Source organism: Azospira sp. MPR-LB4, assembly GCF_058809525.1.
In genome coordinates this window covers 2,263,423-2,288,364 of sequence record NZ_CM179521.1, presented here as the reverse complement: position 1 = coordinate 2,288,364, position 24,942 = coordinate 2,263,423, and the positions used below count along the sequence as shown (strand labels likewise).

General features: G+C 58.2%; 23 protein-coding genes and 1 pseudogene. 9 read left to right on the top strand and 15 right to left on the bottom strand.

Annotation, left to right across the window (positions count from 1 at the left end):
* Positions 1–11: 11 nt before the first annotated feature.
* From AC3QLZ_RS10820 to AC3QLZ_RS10810, 3 genes are all read right to left on the bottom strand, one after another.
* Positions 12–3,932, bottom strand: coding sequence for a response regulator (locus AC3QLZ_RS10820; protein ID WP_014235884.1), 3,921 nt, complete (start codon positions 3,930–3,932; stop codon positions 12–14).
* Positions 3,933–3,986: 54 nt separating this feature from the next.
* Positions 3,987–5,180, bottom strand: a complete 1,194-nt coding sequence (locus tag AC3QLZ_RS10815) for a multidrug effflux MFS transporter (protein ID WP_014235883.1) — start codon at positions 5,178–5,180, stop codon at positions 3,987–3,989.
* A gap of 67 nt (positions 5,181–5,247) precedes the next feature.
* Complete coding sequence (locus AC3QLZ_RS10810; RefSeq protein WP_492783253.1) at positions 5,248–5,760, bottom strand: magnesium chelatase subunit ChlI family protein; 513 nt, start codon at positions 5,758–5,760, stop codon at positions 5,248–5,250.
* A 23-nt stretch (positions 5,761–5,783) separates the two neighbouring features.
* Here AC3QLZ_RS10810 and AC3QLZ_RS10805 point away from each other — a divergent pair, with 23 nt between their 5' ends.
* A complete protein-coding gene (locus tag AC3QLZ_RS10805) occupies positions 5,784–7,511 on the top strand; it encodes a recombinase family protein (RefSeq protein ID WP_492783252.1) in 1,728 nt (575 codons plus the stop codon).
* Positions 7,512–7,526: 15 nt separating this feature from the next.
* Here AC3QLZ_RS10805 and AC3QLZ_RS10800 read toward each other — a convergent pair whose 3' ends face one another.
* Positions 7,527–8,258 carry an SHOCT domain-containing protein gene (locus AC3QLZ_RS10800; protein ID WP_492783251.1) on the bottom strand — a complete coding sequence of 244 codons (732 nt, stop codon included), beginning with the start codon at positions 8,256–8,258 and terminating at the stop codon, positions 7,527–7,529.
* A gap of 53 nt (positions 8,259–8,311) precedes the next feature.
* Positions 8,312–9,730 (bottom strand): AAA family ATPase, encoded by a 1,419-nt coding sequence (locus AC3QLZ_RS10795; RefSeq protein ID WP_492783250.1) that lies wholly within the window; start codon positions 9,728–9,730, stop codon positions 8,312–8,314.
* A gap of 286 nt (positions 9,731–10,016) precedes the next feature.
* On the opposite strand from AC3QLZ_RS10795, the gene AC3QLZ_RS10790 reads away from it, so the two are divergent.
* The 4 genes from AC3QLZ_RS10790 to AC3QLZ_RS10775 are packed head-to-tail and all read left to right on the top strand — an operon-like array spanning position 10,017 to position 14,499.
* Positions 10,017–11,699 carry a TnsB C-terminal domain-containing protein gene (locus AC3QLZ_RS10790; protein WP_011494284.1) on the top strand — a complete coding sequence of 561 codons (1,683 nt, stop codon included), beginning with the start codon at positions 10,017–10,019 and terminating at the stop codon, positions 11,697–11,699.
* A gap of 2 nt (positions 11,700–11,701) precedes the next feature.
* The gene (locus AC3QLZ_RS10785) at positions 11,702–12,610 is read left to right on the top strand and encodes a TniB family NTP-binding protein (RefSeq protein WP_013741668.1); all 909 of its coding nucleotides are present in this window, start codon (positions 11,702–11,704) and stop codon (positions 12,608–12,610) included.
* The gene (locus AC3QLZ_RS10780; RefSeq protein WP_009288528.1) at positions 12,607–13,824 is read left to right on the top strand and encodes a TniQ family protein; all 1,218 of its coding nucleotides are present in this window, start codon (positions 12,607–12,609) and stop codon (positions 13,822–13,824) included. Before AC3QLZ_RS10785 ends, AC3QLZ_RS10780 begins: the two co-directional genes overlap by 4 nt.
* Before the next feature lie 60 nt (positions 13,825–13,884).
* A complete protein-coding gene (locus tag AC3QLZ_RS10775; RefSeq protein ID WP_010981357.1) occupies positions 13,885–14,499 on the top strand; it encodes a recombinase family protein in 615 nt (204 codons plus the stop codon).
* 38 nt (positions 14,500–14,537) lie between these two features.
* Here AC3QLZ_RS10775 and AC3QLZ_RS10770 read toward each other — a convergent pair whose 3' ends face one another.
* The 7 genes from AC3QLZ_RS10770 to merT all read right to left on the bottom strand — a co-directional run bounded on the left by AC3QLZ_RS10770 (position 14,538) and on the right by merT (position 18,306).
* Positions 14,538–14,741, bottom strand: a complete 204-nt coding sequence (locus AC3QLZ_RS10770) for a DUF3330 domain-containing protein (protein WP_005413391.1) — start codon at positions 14,739–14,741, stop codon at positions 14,538–14,540.
* A 132-nt stretch (positions 14,742–14,873) separates the two neighbouring features.
* Entirely contained in the window at positions 14,874–15,110 is a 237-nt protein-coding gene (merE, locus tag AC3QLZ_RS10765; RefSeq protein WP_005413392.1) for a broad-spectrum mercury transporter MerE, read from the bottom strand.
* Complete coding sequence (gene merD, locus AC3QLZ_RS10760; RefSeq protein WP_005798827.1) at positions 15,107–15,472, bottom strand: mercury resistance co-regulator MerD; 366 nt, start codon at positions 15,470–15,472, stop codon at positions 15,107–15,109. The genes merE and merD overlap by 4 nt, the downstream gene beginning before the upstream one ends.
* 17 nt (positions 15,473–15,489) lie before the next feature.
* Positions 15,490–17,175, bottom strand: coding sequence for a mercury(II) reductase (gene merA, locus AC3QLZ_RS10755; RefSeq protein ID WP_005798829.1), 1,686 nt, complete (start codon positions 17,173–17,175; stop codon positions 15,490–15,492).
* Between the two features lie 38 nt (positions 17,176–17,213).
* Positions 17,214–17,639: an organomercurial transporter MerC gene (gene merC / locus AC3QLZ_RS10750; RefSeq protein WP_000522996.1), complete on the bottom strand. Its 426-nt coding sequence runs from the start codon at positions 17,637–17,639 to the stop codon at positions 17,214–17,216.
* 27 nt (positions 17,640–17,666) lie between these two features.
* Complete coding sequence (gene merP, locus AC3QLZ_RS10745) at positions 17,667–17,942, bottom strand: mercury resistance system periplasmic binding protein MerP (RefSeq protein WP_004178136.1); 276 nt, start codon at positions 17,940–17,942, stop codon at positions 17,667–17,669.
* Positions 17,943–17,955: 13 nt separating this feature from the next.
* Positions 17,956–18,306: a mercuric ion transporter MerT gene (merT, locus tag AC3QLZ_RS10740; RefSeq protein ID WP_005798838.1), complete on the bottom strand. Its 351-nt coding sequence runs from the start codon at positions 18,304–18,306 to the stop codon at positions 17,956–17,958.
* Between the two features lie 71 nt (positions 18,307–18,377).
* Between merT and merR the strand changes: the two genes are divergently transcribed.
* The 4 genes from merR to AC3QLZ_RS10720 all read left to right on the top strand — a co-directional run bounded on the left by merR (position 18,378) and on the right by AC3QLZ_RS10720 (position 22,160).
* Positions 18,378–18,812 carry a mercury resistance transcriptional regulator MerR gene (gene merR / locus AC3QLZ_RS10735; RefSeq protein WP_005798840.1) on the top strand — a complete coding sequence of 145 codons (435 nt, stop codon included), beginning with the start codon at positions 18,378–18,380 and terminating at the stop codon, positions 18,810–18,812.
* Between the two features lie 213 nt (positions 18,813–19,025).
* Positions 19,026–19,586 (top strand): recombinase family protein, encoded by a 561-nt coding sequence (locus tag AC3QLZ_RS10730; protein WP_492783249.1) that lies wholly within the window; start codon positions 19,026–19,028, stop codon positions 19,584–19,586.
* Between the two features lie 355 nt (positions 19,587–19,941).
* A complete protein-coding gene (locus AC3QLZ_RS10725; RefSeq protein ID WP_492783248.1) occupies positions 19,942–20,781 on the top strand; it encodes a hypothetical protein in 840 nt (279 codons plus the stop codon).
* 281 nt (positions 20,782–21,062) lie between these two features.
* Entirely contained in the window at positions 21,063–22,160 is a 1,098-nt protein-coding gene (locus tag AC3QLZ_RS10720; RefSeq protein ID WP_492783247.1) for a hypothetical protein, read from the top strand.
* Positions 22,161–22,813: 653 nt separating this feature from the next.
* On the opposite strand, the gene AC3QLZ_RS10715 is transcribed toward AC3QLZ_RS10720, so the two are convergent.
* From AC3QLZ_RS10715 to AC3QLZ_RS10705, 3 genes and pseudogenes are all read right to left on the bottom strand, one after another.
* The gene (locus AC3QLZ_RS10715) at positions 22,814–23,341 is read right to left on the bottom strand and encodes a thermonuclease family protein (RefSeq protein WP_492783246.1); all 528 of its coding nucleotides are present in this window, start codon (positions 23,339–23,341) and stop codon (positions 22,814–22,816) included.
* Between the two features lie 26 nt (positions 23,342–23,367).
* A pseudogene (locus tag AC3QLZ_RS10710) lies at positions 23,368–24,393 on the bottom strand (YifB family Mg chelatase-like AAA ATPase); the annotation flags it as partial.
* Positions 24,394–24,477: 84 nt separating this feature from the next.
* Positions 24,478–24,714: an accessory factor UbiK family protein gene (locus AC3QLZ_RS10705; RefSeq protein WP_014235876.1), complete on the bottom strand. Its 237-nt coding sequence runs from the start codon at positions 24,712–24,714 to the stop codon at positions 24,478–24,480.
* Positions 24,715–24,942: the final 228 nt, after the last annotated feature.

The window sequence follows — 24,942 nt, the reverse complement described above, 5'->3', positions numbered from 1 at the left end:
GGCATCTCTCCCTAGAGATGGGCCCGGGCGATGTTGAGGGCCCGGTCGTAATCATAATCGGCAATGGCCTTTTCCAGACCCGTCAGGTCCGCCGGCGGCAGCAGCCCGGCCAGGAGGGCGCGGCTTTCCCGGAACAGCTGGCCGGCGTGGATTTCGCTGGCTTCCAGCTGTTCCGCCAGTTCGGCCAGCAGCTGGCGGGCCCGGTGGCGCTGATCTGCATCCAGGGGGGCAGCCTGGGTCGGCGCCGGGCCGCCCTCTTCCGCCAGGGCGGCGGCGATGGCCCCGGTGACGGCCGCCAGCTCTTCCGCCAGGCGTTGCCGCAGGGACTCCAGTTTCTGCCCCTGGCCGTCGTTGCGGCGCAGGGCCTGGTCCAGGGCCGTGGCCTTCTGCTGCAGCACTTCGGCGCCGATGTTGCCGGCGACGCCCTTGAGGGTGTGGGCCAGGTGTTCGGCCGCCGTGATGTCGCCGTCGGCCAGGGCCTGGCGGATGTGCTCCCCCGTGCCGGTCTGGGTGTCCACGAAGCGCAGCAGCAGACGCCGGTAGAGGGCCTGGTTGCCGGCCATGCGGGCCAGGCCCTGGGTCGTGTTCACGCCGGGGATGGGGGGCAGCGCATCCGTCCCATCCTTGGCGGGGGTTGGCGCCGGCGCCGAGGCGCCCGGCCGTTCCTCGTACCAGCGGGCCAGGGTGGCGGCCAGGGCGGTGGGGTCGATGGGTTTGGCCAGATGGTCGTTCATGCCGATGGCCAGGCAGCGCTCCCGCTCCTCCGGCATGGCGTGGGCGGTCATGGCCAGGATTGGCAGGTGGGCGAAGCGCTGCTGGCAGCGCAGCCGCTCGGTGGCGTCGTAGCCGTCCAGGTGGGGCATCTGCAGGTCCATCAGGACCAGGTCGAAGCTGTCGTCCGGGGAGCGTTCCAGCAGTTCCACCGCCTGCAGGCCGTCGCCGGCCACCGTCACCTGGGCGCCCATGGATTGCAGCAGTTCCACGGCGATCTGCTGGTTGATCTCGTTGTCTTCGGCCAGCAGGATGCGCATGCCGTCGATGCGGGTCTGGGGGGCGGCGATGTGCAGGGGCGTGGCCGGGGCGTTGTCCGCGTCCACCAGGCTGACCAGGACGTCGAACAGGGTGGAGGCGCTCACCGGCTTCACCAGGATGCCGCAGATGCCCAGGTTTTCCGTCTGGCGCCGCAGTTCCTCCTGGTCGTAGGCCGTCACCATCACCACCCGGGGCCATTGGGCCTGGGGCAGGGCCTGCTGCAGCTTGTGCAGGGTGCTGACACCGTCCAGGTCGGGCATCTGCCAGTCGAGGAACAGCACCCGGTAGGGGTCGGCGCCGCCCTGCATCTCGGTCAGCTGAGCCAGGGCCTCGGCGCCGGAGGCCACCAGGTCGGGGCGCAGGTCCAGGTGGCGCAGGGCTTCGCCGAGGATTTCCCGGGCGGCGCCGTTGTCGTCCGCCACCAGCACCCGCAGGCCGGCCAGGGAGGCGGGCAGGGTGCGGGGCCGGGCCAGTTCCTCGGCGCGGCCGAACCAGGCGGTGAAGCAGAAGGTGCTGCCCTCCCCCAGGGTCGAGTCGGCCCAGATGGTGCCGCCCATCATTTCCACCAGGCGGCGGGAGATGGAAAGGCCGAGGCCGGTGCCGCCGTACTTGCGGGTGGTGGAGCCGTCGGCCTGGGTGAAGGCCTGGAACAGGTGCAGCAGCTGCTCCCGGCTCATGCCGATGCCCATGTCCTCGATCCAGAACTGCAGTTTGACCCGGTCGCCGGCCTGGTCCACCGGGCGGGTGGTGAGGGTGATCTGGCCCCGCTCGGTGAATTTGATGGCGTTGGAGACCAGGTTGGTGAGGATCTGGTTCAGGCGCAGGGGGTCCCCCACCAGGCCGGCCGGGGTGCCCGCATTGACGTTGAAAAGCAGCTCCAGGCCCTTTTCGTTGGCCTTCAGCCCGAGCAGGCCGGAGACGTTGTCGAGCACGTCCTCCAGGCTGAAGGGCACGTATTCCAGGGACAGCTTGCCGGCCTCGATCTTGGAGAAGTCCAGGATGTCGTTGATGATGCCCAGCAGGGAGATGGCGGCGTTGTGGATCTTGCCCACGTAGTCCCGCTGTTTCGGCGTCAGCTCGGTCTTCATGGCCAGGTGGGCCATGCCGATGATGGCGTTCATGGGGGTGCGGATTTCGTGGCTCATGTTGGCCAGGAACAGGGACTTGGCCTCCGTCGCCTCCTCGGCCGTGGCCCGGGCCCGGCGCAGCTCCTCCTCCATCAGCTTGCGCTCGGAGATGTCCACCACCACGCCCACCATGCCCCCGGGCGTGCCGTCTTCCCGGCTGAAGCCGTTGGCCCAGTAGAGGGTGTCGTGGCGCAGGCCGTCGGCGAAGGGCAGCTGCAGTTCCCGGTGCATCATGATGCCGTCCCGGATGATGGCCTCGGAGACGGCCTGCAGCTCCTGCTTTTCCTCCTCGGAAAGGAAGGGCAGTTCCCGCACCGTCTTGCCGACGATCTGGCCGCGGCCGACGCCGAAGGTGTCCTCGTAGGCCCGGTTGCAGCCGAGGAAGCGGCCTTCCGCATCCTTGAAGAAGACCGGGTTGGGCATGCTGTCCATGATGGCCTGCAGCAGCACCAGCTGCCGCGACGATTCCTCCCGGGCGTCGGCCAGTTCCCGGGTGCGCTGCTCGACCCGTTCCTCCAGGCGCAGGGTGGCGTCCTGCAGGGTTTCCCGCATGTGCTCCTGGGCCGCGGCGAGACGGTCGATCTCGCGCCAGCCGGTGCGCCGGTACTGGCGCGGCGAGAAATCCAGGGCGCCGATGCGTTCGCTGTCCCCGGCCAGGATGTCCAGGGGCACGGCGACGCGGCGCGCCAGGCGGGCCGCCATCACCACCCCCAGGCCCAGGCCCAGGGCCAGCACTGCCAGCACCGCCAGCAGCAGCACGTCCCGCAGGGCGCCGGGAATGAAATCCCACAGGGGCGCCTGGGCCACCAGCCAGAGTTGCTGGTCCTGCAGCCGGTGGGGCTGGACGCTGGTGATCCATTGTTCCCTGCCCAGGGTGGCGAAGAAGGCGCCGCGGCCGTTCTGCTCCCAGTGCTCCACCGCCAGGCGCAGGGATTCCACCGGGGACTTGGCCGCCGGCTGCAGCAGGGCCTGGCGCACCTGGTCGTCGCTGCTGTAGCCGGGATGGCGTGGCAGCGCCAGCAGCAGGCCGTCGTTGGTGAGGACGGCGGCGTGGCCGTGGTCGCCGACGCTGAGGCTGCCGGTGAAGCGGGAAAGGTCGGCCAGCAGCACGTCGAAGGCGATCACATAGGTCTCGCCGCCGCGGCGCCAGCGGGTGGACAGGGTGATGCCGGGCTGCTGGGCGGTGAAGAAGGTGTAGGGCTGGGTCCAGTGCAGGTCATCGTCCCGCTCCAGGGCCAGGGCGCCGCGATGCCAGGGGCGCTGGCGCGGATCGTAGTCCTTGACGACCCGCTCGTCGGAAAGCAGGGTGCGTTCGTCCTGCCACGCCATCCAGCGCACTTCCTTGCCGTGCCGCTGCACGTCGGTGATGCGGTTGTTCCAGGCGCCGTCGGGGCGTTGCAGCAGGAGGATTTCCCGGCCCTGGTTGTCGGCGAAGATGACCGAGGAAATGACCGGGGAATTGCGCAGCATGGGCATGAAGCGCTGGTTGAAGGCGCGCACGTCGTCCAGGTCCAGCTCGCCGTTTTCGCCCCAGGTACGGGCGATGCGGGCCACGTACTCGACCTGCCCCACCTTCTGGGAGATGCGGCTCTGCATGGCTTCGACGGCACCCCGCATCTCCCGGGCGGCCAGGTCGTGCACCGTGGGCCGGATGATGAGGCCGTAGAGGCCGAAGGAAAAAAGGGCGATGGAAACGAAGACCAGGGCCGCCACCCGGATCAGCAGGCTGCGGCGGATGGTGGATTCGTTCTGTCTGGACGGGGCTGCACCCATGATTGGAACCGACCGTGAAGGAGTTCCAGTATAGCGGCGGCCCCCGGGAAAATGTCAGGTGGCTGGCGTCCGGCGGGGCAGGCCCAGGTGCAGCAGGGTACAGGCCAGGCCCAGGGCCAGCAGCAGGGTCGAGCCCAGGGCCAGGTGGCGGGTGGTGTCCCACAGCAGGGGCGCCAGCAGGGCCGCCGCCACGGTGTTCATGCCGGCCTGCAGGAAGGTCTGGCAGGAGGCGGCCAGGCCCCGTTGCCGGGGGAACAGGTCCAGGGCCATCAGGGTCAGGCAGGGCATGGCCATGGCCATGCCGACGTTGTACACCAGCAGATGGACCACGCTCCAGGGAATGCCCGGCGGCAGGCCGAAGCTGACCGCCAGGTTGATGGCGGCGCCCAGGCCCATCAGGGCGTAGCCGGCCAGGGCCGTGACCCGGGGCGTGATGCGGCCGGCCAGGTGGCCGGAGATCCAGGAACCACCCATGAGGCCGGCCATGGCCGGGCCGAAGAGCCAGTAGAACTCTGTTTCCGAACGGCCCAGATGCTGCATGAGGAACACCGGGGCCGACATGACGTAGATGAAGAAGCCGAGGAAGTTGAAGGAGATGGCCAGGGAGGCGCTGAGGAAGCCCGGGGAGGTGAGCACGGCCCGGTAGGCGCCCATCAGGTAGCCCGGATGCAGGGGCTGGCGGCTCTCCGGGGCCAGGGTCTCGGGCAGCCAGCGCCAGCAGGCGGCCAGCAGCAGGGCCGTGGCCAGGACCAGGAACAGGAAGATGGAGCGCCAGCCGAAGGCCACGTGCAGCCAGCCGCCGATGATGGGGGCGATGGCCGGCGCCAGGGCGAACATGATGGCCACGTGGGCCATCAGGCGCTGGGCCTCGGCCCCCTGGAAGACGTCCCGCACCACGGCGCGGCCCACCACGATGCCGGCGCCGGCGGTCATGCCCTGCAGGGCACGGAAGAGCCACAGCTGCTCGATGCTGGTGGCCAGGGTGCAGCCGACGGAGGCCAGGCCGAACAGCACCAGGGCCCACAGGATCACCCGGCGGCGCCCGAGGGCGTCGGAGAGGGCGCCGTGCCACAGGGTCATGATGGCGAAGGGCAGCAGGTAGGCGGTGAGGGTCTGCTGCACCTGCAGCGGGGTGGCCCCCAGGCTCTGGCCCATTTCCGGGAAGGCCGGCAGGTAGGTGTCGATGGAAAAGGGGCCGAGGGCCGACAGGGTGGCCAGGAGGACGGCGAGGAGGCGGTAGGAAATCAAGGGCGGCTCAATGGAATCAAGGGGGCGGGTCCGGCCGGCGCCGGGGCATGCCCTTCAGGCAAGGCAATCAGCCGGGAGTTTCGTTGCGGCGGTAATGCAGGGCTTCGGCCACCTGGGCGGCGCCGATCTGCGGCGCTGCGGCCAGGTCGGCGATGCTGCGGGCCACCCGCAGGACCCGGTGGTAGGCCCGGGGCGACAGGTCGAGGCGGCGCACCGCCTGTTGCAGCAGGGCGGCCCCGTCGGCGTCCGGCCGGCAATGGTACTCCAGTTCGCTGCCCTCGAGCCGGGCGTTGCAGACGCCCTGGCGCTGCAACTGCCGCTCCCGGGCCAGGACCACCCGCTGCCGCACCTGGGCCGAACTTTCCCCGTCCGGGGCGGCCTGCAGTTCCTCGGCGCCCAGGTCGGGCACTTCCAGCAGCAGGTCGATGCGGTCCAGCAGGGGGCCGGAGAGGCGTCCCCGGTAGCGGGCCACCTGGTCCGGGGTGCAGCGGCAGAGCCGCCGGGGATGGCCCCGATAGCCGCAGGGACAGGGATTCATGGCCGCCACCAGCTGGAAGGTATGGCAGAATGTACTAATCATACGATTTGCATGTTGGTGTTGCCATGTCTTTAGAAAATCCTACAAAAATCAAGCATCAAGCAATTAGCTACACTCGCTTCTCAAGCCTAAAGCAAGGCAAGGGATCATCTATAGAGCGGCAACGTGAGATGTTCAGCGAATGGCTAGCAAAGAATCAAGATAGCTATTATGAAAGCAATCTAAGCGAAAAAGATGAAGGGTTGTCAGCCTACAAGGGGAAGAACAAAGACGGCGGGCTAGGTGCCATCCTAGAGGCAATTCAAAGAGGCTCGGTCAGTAGTGGCGATGCTCTCGTTGTGGAAGCCATAGACAGGCTCTCCAGAGCGCAGGCAATGGACGCCCTGAGGCTTCTAGGGGATATTGTCAATGCGGGTGTTTCAATCGTTACGCTTGAAGATGGTCAGATATACACGAAGGAATCCCTAAGCGGCCATCAACTATTCTTGCTTGCAGCTAAGGTGCAGGGAGCGCATGAATACAGTAAACGTCTAGGTTCCCGTGTCAAAGCGGCGTGGAAAGTGAAGGAGGAACACGCCAGAGCGGGGCAGCAGGTAACGAAACTGCATAACATCCCTGCTTGGGTTGATCGTCAGACTTTAAAGCTGAACGATCTAGCGCCAACTATCAAACAACTGATTGATTTATATCTTCAGGGTGAAGGAGTGCGTGAAGTCTGCTTCTTTTCCAGAGAAAGTTTAGGCTTTGAAGTAGCAGCCAGAACTCTTACGCGGTGGCTGGACAGTGAGGTACTACTAGGACATTGGCGAGGGGTCAAATGCTTTGATGCCTTGTTGTCAGAGAAAGAATTCTTTGAGCTACAGAGGCAGCGCAAGGCTAGAACCAGAACTCCAAAACAGCCGAACTTTCGTCCCCTGTCTGGGCTTGTTGTGTGCGGCAAATGCGGTGGTTCGTTCAATTTTAGAATACAGAAACCAGCAGCAACGATAGCCGCCCCTAAAGGCTCTGAAGCCTACGCAGCCAAGCCAATGATTGTGTATGGTAACTGTCGCAACTATCTACATGAGAAGTCTTGCAGCAACGGCGCAACTGTGCCGGAAGAGGTTGCAATGCTTGTCTATAACGCGACTGTAGATAGATTGTTGTTCGACTTGGCCTATGTGGCAGCAATGGACGTAAAGACCCGAGAGAATTTGTCAGGTCTGGTTGAAAAAAGGACAAGGTTAGAGACTGAATACAAGAATCGTCATAGGCTGTTCGTCGGGGGTGTGAATGATTCTGAAGAAGATTTGGGGAGGCTCCAATTATTGAAAGATCAACTTGACGAGTGCGACAAGGAGATTACTTCAAGCCTAGATAAGCAACAGCAGTTTGAAAGCTACAAGGAACATATACAGGAAATGCGAAAGCAGTTAGGCAAAGGAAAGCGCTTAAACATGGTTGATGCTGTGTTTGGTTGGGGTTTTCCTGAAGCTCAGAACGAGGGCTTGAAGACAGCAGTAGAGGAACAAATAGCTAGAATTGAATCAAGCCCTTTTCTAATGAGGCTAGCCCTTAAAAATGCAGGCTATAGAATCGTTGTTGATCGAACCAAAGACGGGCGCGTTCGGCTAACCTGCAAAGATTCCGATGATCCTAGCGATGAATGGATAATCCTAAAACGCTCCCAGAAACTAGGCTGCTACCTTGTGGAGCATCACACATGGGGGCCAATGGACGTAGAGCAATATCCAGACGGGGAATATGATTTTATTGAGGGTGAGCAGTCAGAAATAGTTGAAGTTAGACGTTAGGAGATACGGAAATATTTATGCGAGCAACTTTTGTTTCGCAGTACCGAATTCTTCTTCGCTAAGAACACCTGCATCTTTCAGTGACTGCAACTTAGCAAGCTCGTCAGATATGCTATTTGTTGCAACTGCTTTAGGGGCTTTGTTTGCATCAGCAGCCACAAACAGGCGGGAGAGAGTGAGGCGTAACGCGGAAGGCTCTTGATCGTTGAAATGAAAAAGAGCTTCTGAATTACTCGTTGCCACTCGGAGAAATGTATTAGTAGTTGTTTTGGTTGTGGCTGCATTAACTAGAGCCGCAGCTAGCATTCCCTTTACTGCGCCTTCAAGCCCAAAGCCCCCGCCAATTAAGCCTGCGTTTGTTGTTTGGGTTCCGGGGCCAGAAATTTCAACTGTAGTAATGTCTTTTAATAAAATATCCGGGCCTTCGTTAGCAATTGCATGTCTTATAACAAAAGCATCATCAATTGTGCATAGATAAACTGTTGTTCCTTCCACTACGCGAATATTGGTTCCACCTACATAGACCGCAAGCAAAGCTTTATGTGAAGACAGTTTATTGAGAGATTCTCTATTTTCTAGGGCTTTTCTTTTCATCCGCTGCTCATATGTTTCATTATTAGTTGCTTGAGGTTCTGGGCGGTCACTTTTAAGCCACAGCGCTAGCTTGGCAAACAAAATTACTAAAAGGGCTAAAGCCCATGCGGAAACGAAAAGCCAGAAAATTACTAGCAGAATATCTTTTAACATCTAAAATCCTTCAGGTTGAGGTATGGCGCTTAGCCTCGTTGTGGTTTCTTAAGTTAAAACGTAGCTATCACGTCGGGAATGTCATCTGCCGTCAGAGTTTGTAGTATTTCTTCGGTCAAATTCGGCACAGATACAATTCGATCTGCTTGATTCGAAATTGCATCATTTATCAAGTTACGAACTAACCTAGCATTCCCAAATGCTTCATTACGATGCCTATAGCTTGCGTTGAAAAGCTCTGAAGCCTTGACTTTTGCGTCTGGAGTAATTTTCATGGCGGCATCAGATGCCATTTTCTCGAAGATTTCAACAAGCTCAGCAGGGGTGTAGTCAGGGAAATTCATAAACCGCGTAAAACGTGACTTTAAGCCAGGATTTGACGCTAAGAAATTGCCCATCTTTTCAGTGTAACCAGCCACAATAACAATAAGGTCTTCTCTGTGGTCTTCCATGATCTTTAGAAGAGTGTCTATCGCTTCTGCTCCGAAGTCATTCCCATCTTTCACCAAAGAATAGGCTTCATCAATAAACAATACGCCCCCGAAAGCTGATTCTGCTAACTCACGTGTTTTGATTGACGTCTGGCCAACATAGCCAGCGACCAATGCACTGCGGTCAACCTCGACAAGATGCCCTTTTTCGAGAACGCCCAAACCTTTGAATATACTTGATAGTAATCGTGCGACGGTGGTTTTGCCCGTGCCCGGGTTTCCGTAAAATACAAGGTGGTTATTGGTGTTGGCAGTTGGCAACCCTTTTTCCTGCCGCACTTTGTTAATCTTAATTGAATTAACAAGCCGCTGGACTTCTTCTTTAACGCTAGATATACCAGTTAATGAGTTCAGTTTGTTGATTAGCGCATCGCAATCAATTGGGCTTACATCTTCTGATAGATGGGTTGGGCATTTGTTGCTTATGTTTAATTCGTATAAGCTATCTTCGTAAGTGTCGTCAAAGTCATCCCATAGTGCTTTCTTATATTTATGAAGAAACTGAGTTTCCTCTTGATTGACGATGCCGTCAGCTTTTACACAAATTAGAGCTAGGCTGAAAAAAATGTGCCGTGCTCGGCTCATAAAATTTGTGTCTTCGTGATCGTCGGAGACTTTTATAAGTCGTAAAGACATTGGTGCAGTACAAATGCTGAGACTGTTGTCACTGGTCCAAGTATCAAGCATTCTATGAAGTAGTAATTTGTAGCCATCTCGACTAAGAATATTTCGCTCACCAGCTATATTTATAATTTTTACGACCTCGACAAATCTATCAATCTCACTTTCTGATATTGACTTGTCTTGAGCAATACATTTGGCAGCAAGCATTTCTAGTTCTAAGGAAAACTGATCTAGCAGATTAACCTCTTCATCCTCAATAATTCCATTGCTTGTGAGAATGTAATGGCCCAAGTGAATCGGGTGCAAAAGCTCTTTAATTTCGGTTATAAATAAGTCTTTGAATTCGCTAACTTGCATTTTGTTTCCTTTGTGACCTCAGATTCTGGTTGCCAATCATTGGCGGACATAAAGCTAACAAGCATAAGCATACGTCAATGTAATGAGTGTCGGTGTATATATATAGCCTGTACCCATGCTAGACAGCGCCGCCCCCTGTCGTTTGTGTCATTTTCAGAAGACGACTGCACCAATCAACGAGACATGAAGCCTGCTGTGCATACGGCTCCTGACAGCCCGATATCAGGACTCCTCTGCACGAAACTCGTCTATGCTCAATACTCGTGTGCACCAAAGCGAGGCGAGCATGGCGACCGATACCGTACCGATTGCCGAGCGCGGCGTAGCCACCCTGTCAGAACAGGCATGGGAGCGTGCTCGCTGCCGCGCGGAGATCATTGGGCCGTTGGCGCAGTCGGAGACGGTCGGGCATGAAGCGGCCGACGCAGCAGCCCAGGCGCTGGGTCTGTCCCGGCGGCAGGTCTACGTCCTGATCCGCCGTGCCCGGCAAGGTTCGGGGCTGGTCACTGATTTGGCTCTTGGACAGTCGAGCGGTGGCAAAGGTAAAGGCCGCTTGCCGGAGTCGGTCGAACGAATCATCCGCGAGCTACTGCAAAAGCGCTTCCTGACCAAGCAGAAGCGCAGCTTGGCGGCGTTCCACCGTGAAGTTGCGCGGGTGTGCAAGCTGCAAAAGCTGCGGATGCCGGCGCGCAACACGGTCGCGTTGCGGATCGCCAGCCTTGATCCACTCAAGACCACTCGACTTCGGGAAGGCCAGGATGCGTCCCGCATCCTGCAAGGTGTTGGCGGTGTTCCTCCGCCAGTCTCCGCACCGCTGGAGCAGGTACAGATCGACCACACAGTCATCGACCTGATCGTGGTGGACGAGCGCGACCGGCAACCGATTGGCCGTCCGTACCTGACCCTCGCCATCGACGTGTTCACCCGCTGCGTGGTTGGCATGGTGGTCACGTTAGAAGCGCCATCTGCCGTCTCGGTCGGCCTGTGCCTCGCACACGCCGGTTGCGACAAGCGCCCTTGGTTGGAAAGGTTGGACGTGGAAATGGACTGGCCGATGAGCGGCAAGCCCGCGCTGCTCTACCTGGACAACGCGGCCGAATTCAAGAGCGAGGCGCTACGCCGTGGCTGCGAGCAGCATGGCATCCGGTTGGACTATCGGCCTCTCGGGCAGCCGCACTATGGCGGCATCGTGGAACGGATCATCGGCACGGCGATGCAAATGATCCACGACGAATTGCCGGGGACGACCTTCTCCAACCCTGACCAGCGCGGGGAATACGCCTCCGAGAAGATGGCCGCCCTGACACTGCGCGAGCTGGAACGCTGGCTCGCATTGGCGGTTGGCACCTATCACGGCTCCGTGCACAACGGCCTGCTCCAACCGCCGGCCGCACGCTGGGCCGAAGCTGTCGCGCGTACCGGCGTTCCAACCGTCATCACTCGCACCACGGCTTTTCTGGTCGATTTCCTGCCCGTCCTCCGCCGCACCCTGACCCGCACTGGCTTCGTCATCGACCACATCCACTACTACGCCGATGCGCTCAAGCCGTGGATAGCTCGGCGCGACCGCCTGCCTGCGTTCCTGATCCGGCGCGACCCACGCGACATCAGCCGCATTTGGGTGCTGGAGCCGGAGGGGCAGCACTATCTGGAAATTCCATACCGTACCTTGTCGCACCCGGCTGTCACCCTCTGGGAACAACGGCAGGCGCTGGCGAAATTGCGGCAGCAAGGGCGCGAACAGGTGGATGAGTCGGCGCTGTTCCGCATGATCGGGCAGATGCGCGAAATCGTGACCACTGCGCAGAAAGCCACGCGCAAGGCGCGGCGCGACGCGGATCGACGCCAGCATCTCAAGTCAACGGAACAACCTGTCAAAACCACGCCACCAGCGGACACGGACATGGCAGACCCGCAGGCGGACAACCAGCCACCTGCCAAACCGTTCGACCAGATTGAGGAGTGGTAGCCGTGGACGAATATCCCATCATCGACCTGTCCCACCTGCTGCCGGCGGCCCAGGGCTTGGCCCGTCTCCCGGCGGACGAGCGCATCCATCGCCTTCGCGCCGACCGCTGGATCGGCTATCCGCGAGCAGTCGAGGCGTTGAACCGGCTGGAAGCCCTGTATACGTGGCCAAACAAACAACGCATGCCCAACCTGCTGTTGGTCGGTCCAACCAACAACGGCAAGTCGATGATCGTCGAGAAGTTCCGCCGCGCCCACCCGGCCAGCTCCGACGCCGACCAGGAGCACATCCCGGTATTGGTCGTGCAGATGCCGTCCGAGCCATCGGTGATCCGCTTCTACGTCGCGCTGCTCGCGGCGATGGGAGCACCATTGCGACCGCGCCCACGGCTGCCGGAAATAGAGCAACTGGCGCTGACACTGCTGCGCAAGCTCGGTGTGCGTTTGCTGGTGATCGACGAGCTGCACAACGTCCTGGCCGGCAACAGCGTCAACCGCCGGGAATTCCTCAACCTGCTGCGCTTCCTCGGCAACGAATTGCGCATCCCGCTGGTCGGTGTGGGCACACGCGACGCCTACCTGGCCATCCGCTCGGATGACCAGTTGGAAAATCGCTTCGAGCCGATGATGCTGCCGGTGTGGGAGGCCAACGACGATTGCTGTTCACTGCTGGCCAGCTTCGCGGCTTCGCTCCCGCTGCGGCGACCTTCGTCGATTGCCACGCTGGACATGGCTCGCTACCTGCTCACGCGCAGCGAGGGCACTATTGGCGAGCTGGCGCACCTATTGATGGCGGCGGCCGTGGCCGCCGTGGAGAGTGGTGAGGAAGCGATCAACCACCGCACGCTCAGCATGGCCGATTACACCGGTCCCAGCGAGCGGCGGCGGCAATTCGAGCGGGAACTGATGTGAAGCCAGCGCCACGCTGGCCACTGCATCCGGCACCCAGGGAAGCCGAAGCCCTGTCTTCGTGGCTCAACCGCGTGGCCCTTTGCTATCACATGGAAGTGTCCGAGCTGCTGGAGCACGATCTTGGTCACGGCCAGGTTGATGACCTGGACACCGCGCCACCACTGGCGCTGCTGGCGATGCTCTCCCAGCGGAGCGGTATCGAGCTGGATCGGCTGCGCTGCATGAGTTTCGCCGGCTGGGTGCCTTGGCTACTGGACAGCCTTGATGATCAGATTCCAGCCGCATTGGAAACCTATGCGTTCCAGCTCTCGGTACTGCTGCCGAGACTCCGCCGTAAGACGCGATCCATCACGAGCTGGCGTGCCTGGCTGCCCACCCAACCGATACACCGCGCCTGTCCGCTCTGCCTGAACGATCCGGAGAACCAAGCCGTACTGCTCGCGTGGAAGCTGCCCCTGATGCTGAGCTGCCCACTGCATGGCTGCTGGCTGGAATCCTATTGGGGCGTGCCAGGGCGGTTTCTCGGCTGGGAGAACGCCGACGCCGAACCGCGCACTGCCAGCGACGCGATTGCGGCGATGGACCAGCGTACCTGGCAGGCACTGACGACCGGCCACGTGGAGTTGCCGCGCCGACGCATCCACGCCGGATTGTGGTTTAGGCTGCTACGCACGCTGCTCGATGAGCTGAACACCCCGCTTTCGACGTGCGGCACCTACGCGGGGTATCTCCGCCAAATCTGGGAATGCTGCGGGCATCCGCTGCGTGCTGGGCAAAGTCTGTGGCGACCGTATGAAACCCTGAACCCGGCAGTACGGTTGCAGATGCTGGAGGCGGCGGCAACGGCAATCAGCTTGATTGAGGTGAGGGATATAAGCCCGCCAGGCGAGCACGCAAAGCTATTCTGGTCCGAGCCCCAAACCGGGTTCACCAGTGGCCTGCCGGCGAAAGCGCCGAAGCCCGAACCCGTCGATCACTGGCAGCGTGCAATCCAGGCCATTGATGAGGCCATCATTGAAGCACGACACAACCCCGAGACGGCACGCTCGCTGTTCGCGTTGGCTTCCTATGGTCGGCGCGACCCCGCTTCCTTGGAACAGTTGCGCGCCACCTTCGCGAAGGAAGGCATCCCCCCGGAATTTCTGTCACATTATGAGCCTAGCCTACCCTTTGCATGCCTTAGACAGAATGACGGGTTAAGTGACAAATTTTGACGTGCAGAGCTTCCCGATGCAAACTGTCACATAATCGAACGTATATGTGACAGGTACAAGATGCTGATTGGCTACATGCGAGTATCGAAGGCGGATGGCTCCCAGGCGACGGACTTGCAGCGCGATGCGCTGGTCGCGGCCGGTGTTGATCCGGCGCATCTCTATGAAGACCAAGCGTCCGGAAAACGCGAGGATCGTCCCGGTCTGGCGAGCTGTCTGAAGGCACTACGGCCAGGCGACACGTTGGTCGTTTGGAAACTGGATCGGCTCGGGCGCGACCTGCGCCATCTGATCAATACCGTCCATGACCTGACCGGACGCGGCATCGGCCTCAAGGTGCTGACCGGGCACGGCGCGGCCATTGACACCACGACCGCCGCCGGCAAGCTGGTCTTCGGTATCTTCGCCGCGCTGGCCGAGTTCGAGCGCGAGTTGATCGCCGAGCGCACCGTGGCGGGCCTGGCCTCAGCACGGGCACGCGGCCGGAAAGGCGGCCGGCCGTTCAAGATGACCGCCGCCAAGCTGCGGCTGGCGATGGCGGCAATGGGGCAGTCAGAGACCAAGGTCGGCGACCTGTGCCAGGAACTTGGCATCACGCGGCAGACCCTGTATCGGCATATTTCACCCAAGGGCGAGCTACGTCCAGATGGCGAGAAGCTACTCAGCCGAATTTGATGCCGACATGAGGCGACGTAGCGAAAGCGTGGTTTGTCTCAATTTGACGGTGGCGAACCGCAAGCGTTCGGTTCGCCGCTCGTTTCGGTCGCAGTGCTGGCCCGCGCCTGGAAACGTTGATAACACTCCAGCCCGCAGAAGTGCTCGACGTACTCCGCGCCTTCCGGTGTGAAGGCGGCATCGAGCGGAATTTCCTTGCAGCACACGCAGCAACTGGTGGCGGTCGGATCATTTGCATTCATGGTGGCACCCCTCCATTGACTGACGAAGACGGCGAATGCCGCCGCCGGCATCGGCTTTGCGAACAGAAAGCCTTGCCCGCGCTCGAACGCTTGGGCCCTCCGCCGTAGTCCATCCATCCGGCCGGGAAGCGCTCATGATCTTTCCCTGAATGCCCGCAACGCCCGCGCCAGTGACAGAAGAAACAGGCCGGTCAAACCGAGCGCCGTGATGACCCAATACTCGACAAGGAATGCACCGGCGGTTGTGCCGGCCAGCACGGCAGCGAGGATGGACAGGTGGCAGGGGCAAGTCAGCACGGCCAGCGTGCCCCACAGGTAGCCGGTGAACGGTTTGTGCGTCTCGGCCGGCATGCGCTCGGGGCTGTTCATGGCAAACTCTCCGCATGCTGTGCCGGCGCGGTCGGCATGGCGGCCAACTGCACTTCCAGATTGGCCAACGCTTCGCGCCGGCGTTCGACGAACTGACGCAGCACAGCAAGCTGCGCGGCAGTTTCATCGCAGTTCGCCGCATCCAGCGCCCGGCACAGCCGCGCCAATGCGCCGAGGCCGATGCCCGCCTCGAAGGCGGCCCGCACGAAGCACAGTCGCTGCAAGGCGGCGTCATCGAACAGGCCGTAGCCACCCGTGGTGCAGGCGACTGGCCGCAGCAATCCACGCAGCAGGTAATCGCGCACGATATGCACACTCACCCCGGCATCAAAGGCCAACCGGGACACCGTGTAGGCGTTCATCGAACACCTCCTTTTCCTCATCCGGCACAACACGAAAGCTGCTTCACGTCCTTGCTGAAGGTCTGCGCCGCGAGCTTCAACCCCTCGACCATCGTCAGGTAGGGGAACAACTGGTCGGCCAGTTCCTGCACCGTCATGCGGTTGCGAATGGCGAGAACAGCCGTCTGGATCAATTCGCCGGCTTCCGGGGCGACGACCTGCACGCCGATGAGCCGTCCGCTACCTTCCTCGATGACCAGCTTGATAAAGCCGCGTGTGTCGAAGTTGGCAAGCGCACGCGGCACGTTGTCGAGCGTGAGCGTGCGACTGTCGGTTTCGATCCCGTCATGATGCGCTTCCGCTTCGCTGTAGCCCACGGTTGCTACTTGCGGATCGGTGAACACCACGGCCGGCATCGCGGTTAGATTGATGGCAGCATCCCCTCCGGTCATGTTGATCGCGGCACGGGTGCCGGCCGCTGCCGCCACATAGACGAATTGTGGCTGGTCCGTGCAGTCGCCGGCCGCGTAAATGTGTGGCGTGCTGGTGCGCATGCCCTTGTCGATGACGATGGCACCCTGCGCATTGACGGTGACTCCCGCCGCGTCGAGTGCCAGGCTGCGCGTGTTCGGTGTCCGTCCGGTAGCGACCAGCAGCTTGTCGGCACGTACTTCACCGTGTCCCGTGGTCAGCACGAATTCGCCGTTCACATGCGCGACCTGGCTGGCTTGCGTGTGTTCCAGTACCTTGATCCCTTCGGCACGGAAGGCCGCTGTGACGGCCTCGCCGATGGACGGGTCGTCGCGGAAGAACAGCGTGTTGCGAGCTAGGATCGTGACCTGGCTGCCCAGCCGGGCGAAGGCTTGCGCCAGTTCCAGCGCGACCACCGACGAGCCGATCACGGCTAGGCGTTCGGGAAGGGTGTCGCTGACCAGGGCCTCGGTCGAAGTCCAGTAGGGTGACTCTTTCAGGCCCGGAATCGGCGGCACGGCCGGGCTGGCACCCGTGGCGACTAAGCAGCGGTCGAAAGCTACCACGCGCTCGCCACCATCGTTTAAACGGACGACCAGGCTCTGCTCATCCTTGAAACGCGCCTCACCATGTACAACGGTGATGGCCGGGTTGCCGTCCAGAATGCCTTCGTACTTGGCATGGCGCAGTTCTTCGACGCGCGCCTGCTGCTGGGCCAGTAGTTTGCTGCGGTCAATCGCAGGCACAGTCGCCGCGATACCGCCGTCGAACGGACTTTCCCGACGTAAATGGGCGATGTGGGCGGCGCGAATCATGATCTTGGACGGCACGCAGCCGACGTTGACGCAGGTGCCGCCGATGGTGCCGCGCTCGATCAGCGAGACGTGCGCGCCTTGCTCGACGGCCTTCAGTGCTGCCGCCATTGCCGCGCCACCGCTACCAATGACGACGACCTGCAACGGGCGTTCGTTGCCACTGGGCTTATCAGCGGCCCCTATCCAGCCGCGCATCTTGTCGAGCAGGCCGGCGCGGTTGTCCGTCGGTGGCGCATCGGCAAGCGTTGCCTCGTAGCCCAGTCCGGCCACGGCGGTAGTCAGCGCATCCGATGACGTGCCCGCCTCAATGGCGAGTTGCGCTGTGCCCTTCGGATAGGACACCAGCGCCGATTGCACGCCGGGCACTTTCTCCAAGGCTTCCTTGACGTGAGCCGCGCACGAGTCGCAGGTCATCCCGGTGATTTTCAGGGTGGTCATGTATTTTCCCTTTTCTGTGGTGGCTACGGCTGTTGCCGTCAGCCACGTTGTTCTGGCAATTCACAGCTGTCCGGCCCGCAGCGGCGATGTGCTGGCGAGATGAAATCCCAGACCGACACCCCAACCATCAAGGCCAGGCCGACATAGAGCAGTCCACCGCTCTGCCAGCCGTAAGCCCGCATTAAAAACACCGCTGCCAGCACCAAGATCGGGCCTATCGTGCCGAGCGCCGTGCGTCGCCACTGTCGATGATTGAGCCAAGCGATAGCATTGGCGAGTAACGCGATGCCGGCGAACATCGGCAGCAGGATGCCAATGAATAGCCCCTCGTACTGGCTCAAGAAGCCCAGTCCGATGGCCGCGCCAAAGCTGGCGATGGCAGGAAAACAGGCGGCGCAGCCCATCGCGGAAACGACGCTGCCGAGCGCGCCGGTTTTGCCAGCGATGCGCGTGATGAGTCCCATGTGTCGCTCCCGAGTTCGGTTAACGGATCAGCGTTTGAGGCTGGACGGATAGCCCGCGTCCTCGGTCGCCTTGGTCAACTTCTGGACGTTGGTCTTGGCATCGTCGAAGGTGACGACGGCCTGGCGCTTGTCGAAACTTACGTCGGTCTTGCTCACGCCCTCAACCTTGGAAAGCGCGTGCTTGACAGTGATCGGGCAAGAGGCGCAGGTCATGCCAGGCACGGACAGCGTGACGGTCTGAGTGGCGGCGAACACGGGGGCAACGAAAGCGGCGAGAGCGAGGGAGGCAAACAGCTTTTTCATGATGAACTCCTGATTAGTAGAAAAATGGCATGACGTAGGGAAAACCAAGCGCGACCAAGACCAACACGGCGACGAACCAGAAAATGAGCTTGTAGGTGGTGCGCACTTGCGGAATCGCGCACACCTCGCCCGGCTTGCAGGCTGCGGTCGGTCGGACGATGCGCCGCCAGGCAAAGAACAGTGCAACCAGCGCCGCGCCGATGAAGATCGGCCGATACGGCTCCAATACCGTCAGGTTGCCGATCCAAGCGCCGCTGAACCCCAAGGTGACCAGAACCAGCGGCCCCAGGCAGCAGGCCGAGGCGAGGATGGCAGCCAGCCCGCCGGCGAAGAGCGCCCCGCGCCCGTTTTGTGGTTCAGACATGCGCGTGTCCTTTCGAATTTAAATTGGATAGCGTAACCTTACTTCCGTAGTCATGTACGGAGTCAAGCAATATGGAAAACAATTTGGAAAATCTGACCATCGGCGTTTTCGCCAAGGCGGCCGGGGTCAACGTAGAGACCATCCGGTTCTATCAGCGCAAGGGCTTGTTGCCGGAGCCGGACAAGCCTTACGGCAGCATCCGCCGCTATGGCGAGGCGGATGTAACGCGGGTGCGGTTCGTGAAATCAGCCCAGCGGCTGGGCTTCAGTCTGGATGAAATAGCCGAACTGCTGCGGCTGGAGGATGGCACCCATTGCGAGGAAGCCAGTAGTCTGGCCGAGCACAAGCTCAAGGACGTGCGCGAAAAAATGACTGACTTGGCGCGTATGGAGTCGGTGCTTTCCGAACTTGTGTGTGCCTGCCACCTGCGGCAGGGGAATGTTTCTTGCCCGCTGATTGCTTCACTGCAAGGGAAGAAAGAACCGCGCAGTACCGACGCGGTGTAGCCAAGGGAACTACGCCTAAGCGTGCTTTATTTTCCGTTTTCTGAGGTGACGTCAACCGTCAGAAAAAACCGTGCGGCCGACTTTTGATAATTCGTGCTATCGCCTTCTGAAAATGACAGTTTGTGTCCATCTAGAGTCTGTTTCTTATTTGTTTGACACAATCCAGTTTGCCTCTTAGAATTCAGTTATACACTTTCTTTGAGGGCGGTCGCCATGAAGCAAAACGGGCAAGCAGTCGGATACATCAGAGTCTCAACCGAAGACCAAAACACGGCACGCCAGCTAGAAGGAGTTGAGCTAACCAAAACTTTCACTGATAAGTTGAGCGGAAAGGACACTAACCGCCCTGCACTGAGAGAGTGCCTAGCTTATCTGCGGGAAGGCGACACCCTCCACATTCACAGTCTTGATCGGCTGGCGCGCAACCTAGATGATTTGCGAGGCATCATCAAAGGTCTAACAGGTCGTGGGGTTGCCGTGAGATCACATAAGGAAGGGCTGCTATTTACTGGCGATGATTCGCCAATGGCTAATTTGCTTCTCTCTATGCTCGGTGCCGTTTGTGAATTTGAGAGGTCACTTATCAGAGAGCGTCAGCGTGAAGGCATCGCCATCGCCAAGCAAAAAGGCGTCTATAAGGGCCGTAAAGCGTCTTTGAACGAAGAACAGGTAGCAGAACTCAAGACGCTAGTTACATCAGGCGAGAAGAAGGCAGCGCTAGCTAAACGCTTCAATATCAGTAGAGCGTCTATCTATAACTACTTGGCAGCATAGACGATAGAGGGGGAGATAGCCCCTCTTTGATATTTTAAAATCATGCTGTTAAGTGGCTTTGGCATGTTATACGCTGTCAAATGGCTTTGCCATAATTCAAACCAATTTTTCAAATAATTGTTAGTGTAAATTCAAATCTAGAAATCAAATAAATATGATGTTTGGCTTGACAAACTGTGATTGTCGTGATATAATATTTATGTAAGCTTGTGTTTTACTTCGATGAATTCCAGCTTATTCCAATGAGAGCCGCCTTGATGTCTGAGGTGGCTTTTTTTCGTTCAAAATCAGAGGGTTGCAAACTTATGTATATAAATCAACGCATAAACTCTAAAAACAATAATAAGGAAACACCATGCAAGAAAATAATCAAGGGGGTAACTTCCTAGACCTTTGGCAACAAGCTGTAAGTGAAGTAGAAGCTGAGACACCGAAGCCGAACCGTAAGAAGAAGCACAAGCGCTTCCAGGTTGGGGATGTTTTAGAAACAAGCAACGGCTATGTCGAAGTGCTTGAGTATATAAACTCAAATAACGTAAAGATTCGCTTCATAGCCACTCAATACGAGACTCTAGCTACAGCCCAAAATATCAGGGATGGTAAGGTAAAAGACAGGTTTCTAGAACAATCTAGTGGCGGCTTTATTGGGAATTCTAGTGTCTATGCAAACGGAAAATACAAGCCTTATTACTCAAACTGGAAATCAATGTTTGCAAGAGTCCGGGAGCGAGAGAATTATAAAGACGTTCCTATTAGCGATGATTTTCAGTGCTTTGAGGTCTTTGAGAGATGGTATTTGGAGAGGAAAACTAAATACCCTGAAACCGCGACTCTTTCTCTCGATAGCGACATTGTCCCGTTCCTGACTGATGCGTCCAAGTCCTATAGTGCTGAGACTTGTTTGCTGCTGCCTCATAGTGTTAATACAAGTTTTACCAAGACAAAAGAATCATTGGATTCATTCAGAACTGAGAAACCTAAAGGAATAATTCGGGTTGGTGAGCAATGGATAGTTTTGACGTTACAGGATAGAAGCCAATTTGAATATCGAGAAGAGGCGATTGCTTATGCCACTGACTTGCTAATCAGTGGTTTTATGTCAAGATTTAACGATGAAGTGCAGCCCTATCTAAACACTATTGACTTGGTGAAAGTTAAAAATTTAGAGCAAAATTTGCGGTTAAAGTACCGTTGAAATGGCTTTAAAAACCGCATGAAATAACGAAACCACTATCTCTAGGTATAACACGGTAAGTCTGTAATTCTAGGTATGTAATACTAGATATTGCACTAGAGATAGTAACTGAATTTATTGTGTATTGAATTAGACAATCAGTAAGGGTAATGCAATGAAAGTAAGTTTGAATAAATATCAACGGTCAGTATTGTTTAACTGTATTGATAGAAATATGTCAGTTGCAGAGGTGTTAAATACAGCCTTTAAGCTATTAGAACAACAACTCCAGAAGGAGAAATATGAACAACAAGGAAAGGAAGTGCCTGCATTGCAAGGCTGAACTAATCAATAAGCGCCAGAGTGCTAAGTTCTGTTCAGATGATTGCAGAACGAAATACAACAATGCCATCAAGAAGAAGAGCAGAGAGGCTACAGCAGCTAAGCGCCAATCTGCTAGATCAAACAAGTTCGATCAATCCACTTTTGCTAACTACCTAATCCAAGAATGCAAACGAGCTGGAACGGTACAGGTTCTAGAAGGAATTGATCTTGATGGATTAAAGCAATTAAGGGATTTGGCTGCTAAGCGAACTCTCTATAACGGTGGTGATTCCAAAGAGTACGCAATATCTCACATATATCCCGTGGGAAATTCACGCTCAGGGAATATTGGCCTGCTCCACCCTGATAACTTAGTTATTGCTCCCGCTGATTTTAATCGCAGAAGGCAGAATAAGTTACCCAGAGAGGGGGCGGGTAAATACATTTCTATCAAGTCATTAAAGCGTAAGTTTAATGTTGATAGGAACTCCCCTAAAGAACAAGTGCTAGCCAAGATCAAGACTGTAATCGGTGCGACTGTTTATAACGCATTCCTCAAAGAATACGCCTCGAAACTTGGTTTGACTTCTCGAAATAAGATCAAAGCAAAGCTTGCAAAGCACAATATTACTTACTCTGAAGCAGCTACCCTAGAAGAGCTACAAGAGGCTCATAGGCAATCGTTTGGTGAGTGCTTAAAGCTAGGTTATTCCAGAGAGTCTACCCCTCTCCAATATGTTGTAATGGAAGAGACAATCAGGCTTGCACCTTGGTCGCCATTTAAGCTGTTCCTTGACTTTTATTCCTCTGATGCCTATTGGTTCCAGCACCACCAATTGATTGTGAAGGAAAACGGTAACGCCGTTCAGTCGTATATTTTTGAGCAAGCCTTAAAACACTTACATGGTGATGAATATAGTTTTGAGTTTGAAGGCAGAGCTTTAATTAGCTACTTCAAACTCAAATGCTCAATCAATCTTCTAGACAAGCATTCACCATTTGTTCTCTGGTTGCATCATGAAGGCTTATACCTGCCAGAAGAAGAGCAGAGGTTCGCGGATATTCAGCCATTCTGAGATTAGTTTGTATCATTAGAAAGTCAATATTTGCGAAACTCATAGCCCTCACTGTGTTTGTTGCTTAATTATCTACGCTTCGTATTTCTGAGTTTGGAATTGACTCACTAGCACCGCACTGAGGGCAAGTCACAATCGTTTTGAATAGCACTGGCTCTAGAGAAGAGCCTTTACATACTCGGTCGGTCCAAAGGTTCTGGCATTGCATGCAATAAACCGATGCCCTGAAAAGCGATTCTGGGGGAGCGCTCCGTTGTTGTAAGCTGTTCTCTTGAGAACGTTCGCGCTTCCATTCGGTGTCTGTAAAAACAAACTTCTTCTGAGAGTCTATTTGCATATAAATATGACCAATGGAAATTGGTTATCGTAGTGTATCCCCTAAGTTTGTCAAGAGAATGGCATGGGTTGCATGGGAAAATCTCGGTAGGTGCTGGTTTGTTAGGTAAACTACAATAAATCAATGTGTTACAAACAATTTTAAAACAAATCCCGAATAAATCCATATCAATTTAGTCGGGAATTGTTATTGTCTGAAATGTTTGCATCCGTAAGATGTGCCGTAGTTGGTATTTGTTATTTACGCGCTAAGCCTCTTTTTGGGCGTTCTAAGACATCTTCAGCTTTTAGTGCATCCTTTCCTTGACTTGCTCAAGTTATCGCACTGAAGGCGCTAGAAATGCGTTTCTGGCCCTTTTGGCTTTCCTGAAGTCCCAAGGGGCTACGGGTTCAGGATCAGACCAAAGACCCCGCTTGTATGTACGGGCTTCCTCTTCAGCGTTGGCATAGGTTTCACGATCTATGGGCGATTGCTCCCTTTGGTAGTCCTTGTAATGCCAAGCCATGCCCCTTTTTACCTGTTCTAGATTTACGTCTGGCATGTTGGGAGTAGCAATCTTGGCTATCAGCCTGCCGTAACGATCCTTCTTGTAGAACTCGACAACAACCTGTTTTCCGAAAACTAGGGAACTCAGGGATTGCTTAGAGCGAGTGCCAAACGGTTGGGACTTTTCAGGTGCATCTATACCCATGAGGCGGATTTTATGAGTAGTCCTAGCCCCATCAAGAAGCGTAACTGTATCGCCGTCACTGACCCTGACGATTCGACCTGGAAGGCTCTCGGCAGCTACTGGTGCCACTATGGCAAACCAAAGGAGCAAAGCTGTAGCGGCTTTGTGCAGCAAGGGATTCATTCTAACTAGACAAGCTTCTGGAAGCGGGCAGGGAAATCGGCCCGGGAGGCGGCCCGGGAAACATGGATGTGGCCGCTTTCCAGGGGTTCGCGCAGGGCCTCCAGGACCCGGCGGTCGAATTCGGGCAGTTCGTCGAGGAACAGCACGCCGTGGTGGGCCAGGGAAATCTCCCCGGGCCGGGGCTGGGCCCCGCCGCCGACCAGGGCGATGGCCGAGGAGGTGTGGTGGGGGCTGCGCATGACGCGGCGGGAGAAGGCCTCGGGGCGGAATTGGCGCCCCAGGGAGAGGATGGCGGCCGATTCCAGGGCTTCCGCCTCGCTCATGGGCGGCAGCAGGCCGGGCAGGCGCGCCGCCAGCATGGACTTGCCGGTGCCGGGCGGGCCGCTGAAAAGGAGCGAATGGCCGCCGGCGGCGGCGATCTCCAGGGCCCGCTTGGCCTGGGCCTGGCCCTTGACGTCGCGCAGGTCCGGGTAGGTGTCCGGCGCCGGGGGCGGCGGTTCCGGCTGTTCCGCCAGCAGCTCCTGGCCGTGCAGGTGGGCGCACACCGCCAGCAGGCTGGCAGCGGGGAGGATGGAGGTGTCTGGATGGGCGCGGCGGACCCAGGCAGCCTCGGCGCCATCGGCCAGGGGCAGGACGAAGGCCCGTGCCGCCCGGGCGGCGGCCAGGGCCATGGGCAGGACGCCGCGCACGGGGCGCAGTTCGCCGGAGAGGGACAGTTCGCCGACGAATTCATACTGGTCCAGCCGGGCGGCGGGAATCTGGCCGGAGGCGGCGAGCAGGCCGAGGGCGATGGCCAGGTCGTAGCGGCCCGATTCCTTGGGCAGATCGGCCGGGGCCAGGTTGACCGTGACCCGTTTCGCCGGGAACTCGAAGCCGCTGGTGATGAGGGCGGCCCGCACCCGGTCCCGGGCCTCCTTCACCTCCGCTTCCGGCAGGCCCACCAGGGTGAAGCCCGGCAGGCCGTTGGCCAGGTGCACCTCCACGGCCACCGGCGGCGCTTCCATGCCTGCCAGGGCGCGGCTATGGACGAGGGCGAGGGGCATGGTGGGGGCCGGAGTCAGGAGCGGGGTGGGTGGTGTCCGGGCAGTGTAGGTGGGATGATGACGTTTGACTAGAGGCGGCGGCGCTCAGCGGCCCTGTTGTTCCAGGGCGGCGATGCGGGCTTCCAGGTCCTTCAGCTTGTCCCGGGTGCGGGCCAGTACCTGGGCCTGGACGTCGAACTCTTCCCGGGTCACCAGGTCCAGTTTGCTGAAGAAGGCGCCGAGCATGGCCTTCACGTTCTTTTCGATGTCGGCGGCCGGGGAGGCGGCCAGGAGGCCGGCCAGGCGGCCGGAAAATTCTTCAAACACTTTGGGGTCGAGCATGGCGAGCACTCCGCAACAGGTTCAGTCGGGCCGGCACGGCGGCGGCAAAGGGGGCGCGGATGTTCCGATCCGCTTGCGGGGGCGAGTTTAGCATGGGCCGATAGCGACATTTGATGGCGTGCGGCGGCTTTCCCATGGGGTGGCACTGCTTTGGTGCAACTCCCCGTCATGGTGCGCCAGCCCGGTGCGCCTCCTGCGGAAGAGGGCTAGGGGTGCTGCCTATTTTGT